Here is a 10856-nt window from a genome sequence, read left to right on the forward strand (position 1 = left end):
CGCATGCCGATCCGCATGCCCCGATCCGCATGCCAGCCGGCCATTTCGCGTAAGCCACTGAATCCGCTAGCCCAACAAGAAAAATGACAATGTGTTCATGTTGGCTTGCAAAGCCGGGCATCCCGCGCTACTTTACATAACGCAGACGGCCACCACGGCGTCTGCACCGAAACCGGCGGTTCCTGGTGAACGCCACCCTCAACCATATTGCTCATTTGGAGGATATGCAGATGACAACCATCGATTTCTCGCCGCTGTTCCGTTCCATGATCGGCTTCGACCGGATGGCGCCCTCGCTCGAGAATGCGTTTCGCAACGAGGCCGGCGGCTATCCGCCCTATAACGTCGAGGTCGAGGACGAGAACAAGTACCGCATCACCATGGCGGTGGCGGGCTTCGCCGAGGGCGACCTGAGTCTCGAGACCAAGGAGAACCTGCTCACGGTGACCGGCTCGCGCCAGCAGGACGACGACGAAGAGTCGCGGCGCTACCTGTATCGCGGTATCGCGACCCGCAGCTTCGAGCGTCGTTTCCAACTCGCCGACTATGTGAAGGTGGTCGACGCGCGGCTCGAGAACGGGCTGCTCCACATCGACCTGGTGCGTGAGGTGCCGGAGGCCATGAAGCCGCGCAAGATCGAGATTCGCGGTGACAATGGTCGCTACATCGAAGGCACCGACACCCAGGAAGAGACGCGCGCCGCCGCTTGAACCTGGTAGCACGGTCGCTGTGCTGACCGCACAGGGCTGGCTCAAGCGGCCAGCCCCGTACCCCAGCCCAGTACCTCAGCCCAGTGACTTGGGCTCCAGCGGTGATCGAACCAAAGGCCGGGCCATCGCTCGGCCTTTTTTCGTTGCCGCACGCTCGCCATGAGATCGAGACCCCACGGATCGAACCGCCTGTTCTTGCAACCGCTGAACCCTGAACCCATCAGCTCAAGCCGAAAAGCCGCCGATCAGGTCGTTCAAGAACGCGAGACCAAGCGCGGTGGGACGGATCGCGACCTGCCTTCCGCTGTCCACGCGTGACACCAGTGCACGCTCAGCTGCGGCGCGCAGGCCTGGCTCAAGGCGGTTCGCGCCGAGGCCAGTGCTGCGTTCGAAATCTGCCGTGGTGAAGCCGTCGACCAGCCGGCATGCATTCAATGCAAACTCCTCGACCAGATCCTGCTCGGACAGGGTCTGCACGGAGTGCGTCGGCTCGCTTGCCGCCAAATAGGCCGCCGGGTGGCGCTGCTTGGTCCGCCGCTCGACGGCCCTCAGGCTCGGCGCGGTCAGCTTGCCATGCGCGCCGGCGCCGATCCCCAGGTAATCGCCGAACTGCCAGTAGTTCAGATTGTGCCGGCAGCGATAGCCCGGCCGCGCGCAGGCCGAAATCTCATAACGCTCGAACCCGGCTGCCGCTAGCAGCTCAAGCCCCTGCTGCTGGATCGCATCGGCCCGATCCGGATCGGGCAACGGCGGCGGCTGCCGATAGAACGCGGTATTCGGCTCCAAGGTCAGCTCGTAGTAGGAGATGTGCGTCGGCGCGAGGGCGATCGAGCGCTCCAAGTCCTCGCGCGCGCCCGCCAAGTCCTGTCCCGGCAGGCCGAACATCAGGTCCAGGTTGAGATTTCCGATCCCGGCCGCATGCGCCGCCGCGACCGCCCGCGACACATCCTCCGGCGTATGGATGCGCCCTAGCCGTTCAAGCGCCCTCGCCGAGAGCGACTGCACCCCGAGCGAGAGCCGATTGACCCCGGCCTCGGCATAGTCGGCGAAATGCGCCTCGTCGACCGTGCCCGGGTTCGCCTCCAGCGTGATCTCGATCTCGGGAGCCAGCGCGCAGCGCGCCCTCACGCCAGCGAGTAGCCGCCGGATCGCCGGCCCCGAGAACAGGCTCGGCGTGCCGCCGCCGATGAAGATCGAGATCAGCGCTCGCGTTGGCCCAGCCGCGAGCCGTTGGCATTCGGCGTCGAGGTCGCTCAACAGGGCATCGATGTAGGCCGCCTCGGGCATCCCATCCCGCACTGCATGCGAGTTGAAGTCGCAGTAGGGACATTTGCGCAGGCACCAGGGCATGTGCACATAGAGCGCTAACGGCGGTAGCGTCGCGGGTGGATGCCCGCGCTCCTGGCGCACGAGAGGCACCGCCGCTGCAACCTGACCAGGTGGCCCAACAGCCGGATCGATCTAGCAGCAATCGGCCTTCATGCCGTCAGCTGATCGCGCGCCCGCAGATAGGCCAGCTCTGAAACCGCACTCCATTCCTTCGAGTTCGCCAGGAATTTCTGATACGACGCATAAGTCTTGCGCGAGAACGCATCCTTCTCGGCGATCTCGGCGACCACCTCGGTCGAGAGCGCGCGCAGCGCCAGCAGCACATCGTCCGGGTACTGACGCAGCTCGACCCCATACTCGGTCAACAGCGTCCGCAGCGCCGCCGGATTGCGCGCGGTGTACTCGGCGAGCAAATCCTGATTCGCCACCTTGCACGCATTGAGCACGATCGCCTGCAGATCGTCCGGCAAGCCGTCGAAGACCTCCTTGTTGACGAAGGCCTCCAGGGTGGTGCCCGGCTCGTGCCATCCCGGGTAGTAATAGTATTTGGCGGCCTTATGGAGGCCGAAGGCGAGATCGTTGTAGGGACCGACCCACTCCGTCGCGTCGATGTTTCCGGACTGCAACGAGGTGAAGATCTCGCCGCCAGGCAGGCTGACCGGGGTGCCCCCGGCGCGCTTCAACACCTCGCCACCCAAGCCCGGGATGCGCATCTTCAGGCCCTTGAGGTCGTCGACCGAGTTGATCTCCTTATTGAACCAGCCGCCCATCTGCACGCCGGTGTTCGCGGCCGCCGCCGGCACCAGACCGAAACCCGCATAGAGTTCTTGCCAAAGCTCCATGCCACCGCCGTAGTAGAGCCAGCTGTTCATCTCCTGGGCGGTGAGTCCAAAGGGCACGCTGGCGAAGAACTGCGCCGCCTCGCTCTTGCCTTTCCAGTAATAGGCCGCGCCATGCCCCATCTCGGCGGTGCCACGCGAGACCGCATCGAAGATCTCGAAGGCCGGCACCAGTTCACCGGCGCCATAGACCTTGACCTCGATGCGCCCGCCGCTCATCCGGCCGATCAGTTCGGCGAGCTTGTTGGCCCCGGTGCCCATGCCCGGGAAGTTCTTCGGCCAGGTGGTGACCAGCTTCCACTTGTGCTCGGCCTTCGCCGCCGCCGGTCGTATCCCGGTTCCCAGGGCGACGGTGGCGGCTCCAGCTCCAGTGAGTAAGGCTCGGCGTTGCATGGCGGATTCCTCGATCGTGCGTGTGTATCAAGCGTTCAGTCGGCCGGCTCCAAGCGCGCATAGGTCAGGACCAACCATTTTGCGCCAGCCGCCTCGAAATTGACCTGGATGCGGGCGCCCGCGCCATGGCCTTCCGTATTCAGCACCACGCCGGGGCCGAACTTCGGGTGCCGCACGCGTTGGCCAAGCTGGAAGCCATCGACGGCATCGGCGGCCTCCAGCGTGCCGCCGCCGAATCGTCGCGAGACCCCGCCGCCACGCACCTCCTCGATCAGTTCGGCCGGCACCTCGCGCAAGAAGCGCGACGGCATCGGGTAGTCCTCGCGCCCATGCAGCCGGCGGCTCTCGGCATGGGTCAGATAGAGCTGGCGCTTGGCGCGGGTCATGCCGACGTAGCACAGGCGCCGCTCCTCCTCGAGCCGGGTGGGATCGCTGACCGACATGCTGTGCGGAAACAGCCCCTCCTCGACGCCGGTGATGAACACCAGCGGGAACTCCAGCCCCTTGGCGCTATGCAGGGTCATCAGCTGCACGCTGTCCTCGAAGCCGTCGGCTTGGGCATCCCCGGCCTCGAGCGCGGCATGGGCGAGGAAGCTGCCGAGGAGATCGCCCTCGTCGTTCGGCGCCTCGGCGGCGAAACGGCGCGTCGCCTCGACCAGCTGCTCCAGGTTCTCGAGGCGCTCGACGCCGCGCCCGTCCTTGTTCTTTTCGTAATGAGCCGGCAGGCCACTCGCTGTCAGCACCTCGGCGACCAGATCCGGCAGCTCCAGCGCTTGCTCCAGCGCCAGTCCCTGTCCCTGCTCTTGCTCTTGTTCCTGCTCCTGCTCCTGCTCGGCGGCAGCACGCGTTGCCAACCGCTGGATGAGGTCGATGAAACTACGCAGTGCGCCGGTCGCGCGCGCCGGTAGCAAGGCTTGACTCACCGCTGCTTGCGCGGTCTGCCAGAGCGTGCTGCCGTCGGCGCGCGCCTGGGTGCGCAGCAGGTCGATGGTGCGCGCGCCGATGCCGCGCGGCGGCAGGTTGACGACGCGCTCGAAGGCGGTGTCATCGGCCGGATTCGCGATCAGGCGCAGATAGGCCAGCGCATCCTTGATCTCGGCGCGCTCGAAGAAGCGCTGGCCGCCATAGACGCGATACGGCAGCCCGGCCTGGATCAGCGCCTCCTCGAACAGTCGCGACTGCGCGGTGGTGCGATAGAGGATGGCGCAGTCGCTGCGTGCCAATCCTTCCTCCTGGCTGGCGCGACGGATGCGCTCGACCACGAAACGTGCCTCGTCGATCTCGTTGAAGGCGGCATAGCGGCGGATCGGCTCGCCGGCGCTGTCCTCGGTCCAGAGATTCTTGCCGAGCCGGCTCGGATTGTTCGCGATCAGCGCGTTGGCGGCGCCAAGGATGGTGCCGGTGGAACGATAATTCTGCTCCAGACGCACGATCTCGGTGTTCGGATAGTCGCGCTGGAAACTCTGGAGGTTCTCGACCCGCGCGCCGCGCCAGCCGTAGATCGACTGATCATCGTCGCCGACCAGGAACAGATTGTCGCGATCCCCCGCCAGCAGCCGCAGCCAGGCGTATTGGATGGCATTCGTATCCTGGAACTCGTCGACCAGGATGTGCGCGAACCGCTCGCGATAGTGATGCAGGATGTCCGCGCGCTCGCGCAGCAGCTCATGCGCGCGCAGCAGCAGCTCGGCGAAGTCGACACTGCCGGCCTTGTCGCAGGCCTGCTGATAGGTCCGGTAGATGCGCAGCATCTGCTCCTGGAAGAAATCCCCCGCCGCATCGATGTGCTGCGGTCGCCGGCCTTCGTCCTTCTGGCTATTGATGAAGCCCTGCGCCTGCCGCGGCGGCCAGCGTGCCTCATCCAGCTCCAGCGCCTTCAGGGTGCGCTTGACCAGCCGGAACTGATCGTCCGAATCCAGGATCTGGAACTGCTGCGGCAGCCCGGCATCCTGCCAGTGCGCGCGCAGGAAACGGTGCGCCAGCCCATGGAAGGTGCCGACCCACATGCCGCCGACCGGTTCGCCAAGCATCTCCTGGAGGCGGCCCTTCATCTCGCGCGCGGCCTTGTTGGTGAAGGTCACGGCCAGGATGCGCCAGGGCCGCACGTCTTGCACCTGCAAGAGCCAGGCGATGCGATGCACCAGCACGCGGGTCTTGCCGGAACCGGCGCCGGCCAGCACCAGACGATTGCCGGCATCGGCGGTGACGGCCTCGCGCTGGGCCGGGTTCAGGGGATCGAGAATATGAGAGACGTCATCCATCGCGCGATTGTAACCGCAGCCCCGGCAGTTTTCCGCAGCCAATCGCGGTGCATGGATCCAGACAGCGCGCGGGCGGCCGTTTGCCCGTTGGCGGCCTCGCCGATCGGCCGCATCCGCCCCTGACAGCAGGCGAATTGCCGTAGTATCCTGCCCCCGACAACAACACCCACTCACCACCGCTGCCGGACCCTGCCTGTGACCGAGCTCAAGAACGATACCTTCCTGCGCGCGCTGCTGCGCGAGCCCGTCGACTACACCCCGGTCTGGATGATGCGCCAGGCCGGCCGTTATCTGCCCGAGTACCGCGAAACCCGCGCCAAGGCCGGCAGCTTCATGGATCTATGCCGCGCCCCCGAACTGGCCTGCGAGGTCACCATCCAGCCGCTCGAGCGCTTTCCGCTCGATGCCGCGATCCTGTTCTCGGACATTTTGACCATCCCGGATGCCATGGGCCTGGGCCTCTCCTTCGCCGAGGGCGAGGGCCCGCAGTTCGCGCGCCCGGTGCGCACTGCCGCCGACATCGACGCCATCGCCGTGCCCGACCCCGAGGACGAGCTGCGCTACGTGATGGACGCGGTTGCACTGATCCGCAAGGAACTCGATGGTCGGGTGCCATTGATCGGCTTCTCCGGCGCGCCCTGGACCCTGGCCACCTACATGATCGAGGGCGCGAGTGCAAAAAACTTCGCCCACAGCAAGGCGCTGATGTTCGATCAGCCCAATCTGATGCACAAGCTGCTCGGCAAGGTCGCCGAGTCGGTCACCAGCTACCTCAACGCCCAGATCGCACGCGGCGCCCAGGCGGTGATGGTCTTCGACACCTGGGGCGGCGTGCTCGCTCCCTCCGACTTCCGCGAGTTTTCGCTGCGTTACATGGAACGCATCGTCGAGGGCCTCACCCGCGAGGCCGACGGCCGCCGCGTGCCGGTGGTGCTGTTCGCCAAGGGCGCCGGCCAGTGGCTCGACCGCATGGCCGAGACCGGCTGCGACGCGCTCGGCGTCGACTGGACCACCGATCTCGCCGATGCCCGCAAGCTGGTGCGCGACAAGGTCGCGCTGCAAGGCAATCTCGACCCTTGCATCCTCTACGCCTCGCCCGAGCGCATCGAGCGCGAGGTCGGCCGCGTGCTCGCCAGCTACGGGCGTGGCTCCGGCCACGTCTTCAACCTCGGCCATGGCATCCATCCGGACGTCAATCCGGATCATGCCGCCGCCATGGTCGCCGCCGTGCACGAGCAGAGCCGGCCGTATCATGCGGGTTGAGGCACCGCGATGGCCACATCGGCGTTGGCATCGCGCGCCTTGCGATGCTCTGTCTCTGCTCGATCAACTCTTCGGAACCCTGATCGTGCCAGAGAGGCAGTTCATCGCGAGGCCGTGATCGGCGACAAGTCCGAGGCGAGATCTACGAGCACCTGCAGCAGTATTGCGCGGATCTGGCCGAGCGCATGGCGGCGAACATGGAGGACGGCAAGCAACGCGCGGCCATCGGCTTCTACCTGTGCTTTTTGCGCTTACGCTTTGCCTCGTCGTTCCATGCCCTGCGCTGTTCGCTGGAGCGGCGCCTGATCAAGATCGAGCAGATCCTGACGCACAAGGCGCAGCGGCTCACCCTCGATGAGGAGGATCGCGAGGCGTTGGAGGAGCTGGACGAGGACGAAGGATTGGTCTTGAAGCATCGCAGCGAGAGCGATCTCACCTGGGAGCAGACCGCGGTCGAGGCGTTGCTGCAGCGCATCGGGCGCACCGACCGTATCGGTCAGCACCACCAGCGGATCCAGGTCTACAACTCCCTCTATCAGGACAGCGTGAAGAGGTGGTCCACTCAAGGCTGGTCGAGCGGTTTCACGAGGCCCTCACCGTGTCGGGTGAGTTGCAGTTCTCGCCGCTACCGATCCAGCCCGAGGATTTCGAGGACTTCGCGACGTCCAAGGACGAGCCGGGGCATATCGACGAGCAGGAACTCTTGCGCCGCGCCGACGCGCATGCGGCACAGATCCGAGAGCGCCAACGACTGACCGAATTGACATCAGCGACCCCAAAGGCGCGCGATATCGAGATCGATCGTGCAGTCAGCTAGCCTGATGGGACAGGATTCTCGCTGGAAATCACCGACCTTTCGATATTCACCTTCGACAAGCCGATATATCTTGGCCTTGGCTTGACTGGGATAGAGCAGCATGTAATAGCCGACCCCTTCCTCGCGGTAGAGCTGAAACTTGGTCTGCTCATCGCGACGGGCGGTTTTGGGAGAGACGACTTCCGCAATCAGCGCGGGCGTGCGAGTGATCCGATCGCCGTCAGGCTCGAAGCAGATGATGAGCACATCAGGCCGCGTTACCGTGTCGTCGGAGAACTCGACATCGATCTCGTGGAGGGCCTCGCAACGCGGACAATCATCGAGAGACGCATCCAATTCGCGCAGCAGACGCCGCGCCACGCGCTGGTGCTCAATGCCTGGCGAGGGCGCCATGGCGAGGGGAATGCCCTGGATCAGCTCCCAATCGCCCTCCCAGCGGCGATAATCATCGATTCGGTAGTGCTCGACGGGAGCGACAACGGGCATCGGCATCATCTCCGCATCCAGAGCGCGAACGGCGCCTATGACTGAATGATTGGACCCAGCACGATCGCCTGATGCCTGATCGGTTTAGGCCCTCCGCAGGGCGGCATCTACTCCACCGTCACCGATTTTGCCAGGTTGCGCGGCTGATCGACATCGGTGCCCTTGAGCACGGCGACGTGATAGGCCAAGAGTTGCAGCGGGATGGTAAACACCAGCGGGTCGATGAGATCGTCGGTCTCGGGCACGCGGATGATGGTCACGCTCGGGTCTGCCTGGAACGGCACCTGATCGTCGGCGAAGACGTAGAGCTGTCCGCCGCGCGCCCGGACCTCTTCGAGGTTGGATTTGAGCTTTTCGAGCAGGGCATTGTTGGGCGCGACCACGACCACCGGCATATCCTCGTCGATCAACGCCAGCGGGCCGTGCTTGAGTTCACCGGCCGGATAGGCCTCGGCATGGATGTAGGAGATCTCCTTGAGCTTGAGCGCGCCTTCCATCGCGATCGGATAGGCCTCGCCGCGACCAAGGAACAGGCAATGGTGTTTTTCGACGAACTGCTCGGCGAGCGCGGCCACCTCCTCATCGAGCGCCAGCACGCGCTCGAGCTGGACCGGCAATGAGCGCAATAGCTCGGCCTGGCGGGCGGCGTGAGCCTTGTCATCGCCGAGCCCGTCCTGAGCAGACGCCGCCGCCTGAGCGCTGCTGCCGGTTCGATGCAGGCGCGCCAGCGTCAGCGTCAATAACAGCAGCGCCACCAGCTGGGTGGTGAAGGCCTTGGTCGAGGCGACCCCGATCTCGGGCCCGGCGCGGGTCAACAGCACCAGGTCGGACTCCCGCACCAGGCTGCTTTCCGGCACATTGCAGATCGCCAGCGTGGTCGCATAGCCGCTCGCCTTGGCGATGCGCAACGCGGCCAGGGTGTCGGCGGTCTCGCCGGATTGCGAGAGGGTGACGAACAGGGAATCCTTCGGCACCACATGCTGGCGATAGCGGTACTCGCTGGCGACCTCGACGTTGCAAGGCAGGCCGACCAGCGCCTCGATCCAGTAGCGCGCGACCAAACCGGCGTGGAAACTGGTGCCGCAGGCGACGATGGTGACCGCCTGGGCGGCGGCGAAGATGCGTTCGGCATCGATGCCGAAGACCTCGGGCAGGACGCCCTCGCTACTCAGGCGGCCTTCCAGGGTGTCGGCCACGGCGCGCGGCTGCTCGAAGATCTCCTTCTGCATGAAATGGCGATACTGGCCGCGCTCGGCCGAGTCCGCGGCCACCGCGGACTCGCGCAGCGGGCGCTCGACCAGCTCGCCTTGGGCATTCCAGATGCTGAGCCGGTCGCGGCGCAGCTCGGCGACATCGCCTTCCTCAAGGAAGATGAAGCGGTTGGTGACCGGCAGCAACGCGAAGACGTCCGAGGCGATGAAGTATTCCTGAAAGCCAACGCCGATGACCAGCGGACTGCCTTGGCGCGCGGCGACCAGGCGATCCGGGTAATGGGTGTCGATGACGCCGAGCGCATAGGCGCCGTCCAGCCGCGCGATGGTGTGCCGCACCGCCTCGGCCAGCGCCTGGCCGGCCTCAAGCGCATCATGGATCGCATGCACCACCACCTCGGTATCGGTCTGCGAGCTGAACACATGGCCGGCGGCCATCTGCTCGCGCCGCAGGGATTCGTGGTTCTCGATGATGCCGTTGTGCACCAGTGCGCAGCGCTGGCGCGCCATGTGCGGATGGGCGTTCTGGGTGGAGGGCTCGCCGTGGGTGGCCCAGCGCGTGTGGGCGATGCCCAGGGTGCCCGCGAGCGGTTGCTCAGCGAGCGCGGCGTCGAGCTGCGCGACCTTTCCCAGGGTGCGCAAGCGCCCGATCTTGCCGTCCGCGTCGAGCACCGCCAATCCGGCCGAATCATAACCGCGATACTCGAGCCGCCGCAGCCCTTCGAGCAGGATCGGCGAGACGGGACGATGGGCGATGGCGCCAACGATGCCACACATGATCAGAGGTCCTCGCGAGGTGGTCGATGTGCCGATGCTAACCGATCGGACTCGCGCTCGCCGCCCCGATGCCGCGCGATGGGCCCGAGGCGAGGTCCGTCAATCGCCTGAGCGTCGCTCGCCCTGGCTATGGGGTTTGGCGTCGAGCGGGCGGCGATCAGGTCGAGCGGCTAGCCCTCGCCCTTTTTCGGCCGCTGCCAACCCGGGATAGTCGTCTGCGGCGCGCGCGTCAGCGTCAATTGATCGGCGGGCGCGGCACGACTGATGACCGAGCCCGCCCCAATGGTGGCGCCGGCGCCAACGCTCACCGGCGCGACCAAGGCCGTATTGGAGCCGATAAAGGCGCCGTCACCGATCACGGTGAGGTGCTTGTTGGCACCATCGTAATTGCAGGTAATGGTGCCCGCGCCGACGTTGACCCCAGCGCCGATCTCGGCATCGCCCACATAGCTCAGGTGATTGACCTTGCTGCCGACATCGATGCGCGACTTCTTGACCTCGACGAAGTTGCCGATGTGGCAATCGGCACCGATCTCGGCCTCGGGTCGGAGTCGGGCAAAGGGACCGATCCGGGCGCCGGCCCCGACCGTTGCCCCCTCGATGATCGAATGCGCCAACACCTCGACGCCAGGGCCGATGGTGCAATCCTTGAGCAGGCAATGGGGGCCGATGCGGGTGTTGGCGCCGATGCGGACCCGCCCCTCGCAGACCAGGTTCACGTCCAGCACCACGTCCTGATCGCAGATCAGCGAACCGCGCACATCGAGCCG

At 65.7% G+C, this 10856-nt stretch carries 10 protein-coding genes; 3 read left to right on the forward strand and 7 right to left on the reverse strand.

What is annotated here, in order from left to right:
* The first annotated feature begins 230 nt into the window (after window positions 1–230).
* Window positions 231–710: an Hsp20 family protein gene (locus ACLFQI_RS01470; RefSeq protein WP_410757018.1), complete on the forward strand. Its 480-nt coding sequence runs from the start codon at window positions 231–233 to the stop codon at window positions 708–710.
* Between the two features lie 225 nt (window positions 711–935).
* On the opposite strand, the gene hemW is transcribed toward ACLFQI_RS01470, so the two are convergent.
* Genes hemW through uvrD form a run of 3 tightly spaced genes read right to left on the reverse strand, consistent with a single transcriptional unit; the run spans window position 936 to window position 5532 of the window.
* Window positions 936–2129 (reverse strand): radical SAM family heme chaperone HemW, encoded by a 1194-nt coding sequence (gene hemW, locus ACLFQI_RS01475; protein ID WP_410757019.1) that lies wholly within the window; start codon window positions 2127–2129, stop codon window positions 936–938.
* Between the two features lie 59 nt (window positions 2130–2188).
* Window positions 2189–3271, reverse strand: coding sequence for a TRAP transporter substrate-binding protein (locus ACLFQI_RS01480; protein WP_410757020.1), 1083 nt, complete (start codon window positions 3269–3271; stop codon window positions 2189–2191).
* A gap of 35 nt (window positions 3272–3306) precedes the next feature.
* The gene (uvrD, locus tag ACLFQI_RS01485; RefSeq protein ID WP_410757021.1) at window positions 3307–5532 is read right to left on the reverse strand and encodes a DNA helicase II; all 2226 of its coding nucleotides are present in this window, start codon (window positions 5530–5532) and stop codon (window positions 3307–3309) included.
* A 195-nt stretch (window positions 5533–5727) separates the two neighbouring features.
* Between uvrD and hemE the strand changes: the two genes are divergently transcribed.
* The gene (gene hemE / locus ACLFQI_RS01490; protein ID WP_410757022.1) at window positions 5728–6795 is read left to right on the forward strand and encodes a uroporphyrinogen decarboxylase; all 1068 of its coding nucleotides are present in this window, start codon (window positions 5728–5730) and stop codon (window positions 6793–6795) included.
* 251 nt (window positions 6796–7046) lie between these two features.
* Here the strand turns inward: hemE and ACLFQI_RS01495 are convergent, their stop codons facing one another.
* Window positions 7047–7301: a hypothetical protein gene (locus tag ACLFQI_RS01495; protein ID WP_410757023.1), complete on the reverse strand. Its 255-nt coding sequence runs from the start codon at window positions 7299–7301 to the stop codon at window positions 7047–7049.
* A gap of 47 nt (window positions 7302–7348) precedes the next feature.
* Here ACLFQI_RS01495 and ACLFQI_RS01500 point away from each other — a divergent pair, with 47 nt between their 5' ends.
* Complete coding sequence (locus ACLFQI_RS01500; protein WP_410757024.1) at window positions 7349–7612, forward strand: hypothetical protein; 264 nt, start codon at window positions 7349–7351, stop codon at window positions 7610–7612.
* Here the strand turns inward: ACLFQI_RS01500 and ACLFQI_RS01505 are convergent.
* The 3 genes from ACLFQI_RS01505 to ACLFQI_RS01515 form a co-directional block, all read right to left on the reverse strand.
* Window positions 7562–8104: a Uma2 family endonuclease gene (locus ACLFQI_RS01505; protein ID WP_410757025.1), complete on the reverse strand. Its 543-nt coding sequence runs from the start codon at window positions 8102–8104 to the stop codon at window positions 7562–7564. The genes ACLFQI_RS01500 and ACLFQI_RS01505 overlap by 51 nt on opposite strands.
* Window positions 8105–8205: 101 nt before the next feature.
* Window positions 8206–10086, reverse strand: a complete 1881-nt coding sequence (gene glmS / locus ACLFQI_RS01510) for a glutamine--fructose-6-phosphate transaminase (isomerizing) (protein WP_410757026.1) — start codon at window positions 10084–10086, stop codon at window positions 8206–8208.
* Window positions 10087–10256: 170 nt separating this feature from the next.
* Window positions 10257–10856 (reverse strand): DapH/DapD/GlmU-related protein (locus ACLFQI_RS01515; RefSeq protein ID WP_410757027.1); only part of this gene is annotated, 600 nt, incomplete at its 5' end.

This window comes from Halochromatium sp., from assembly GCF_046541315.1.
Classification (GTDB): domain Bacteria; phylum Pseudomonadota; class Gammaproteobacteria; order Chromatiales; family Chromatiaceae; genus Lamprobacter.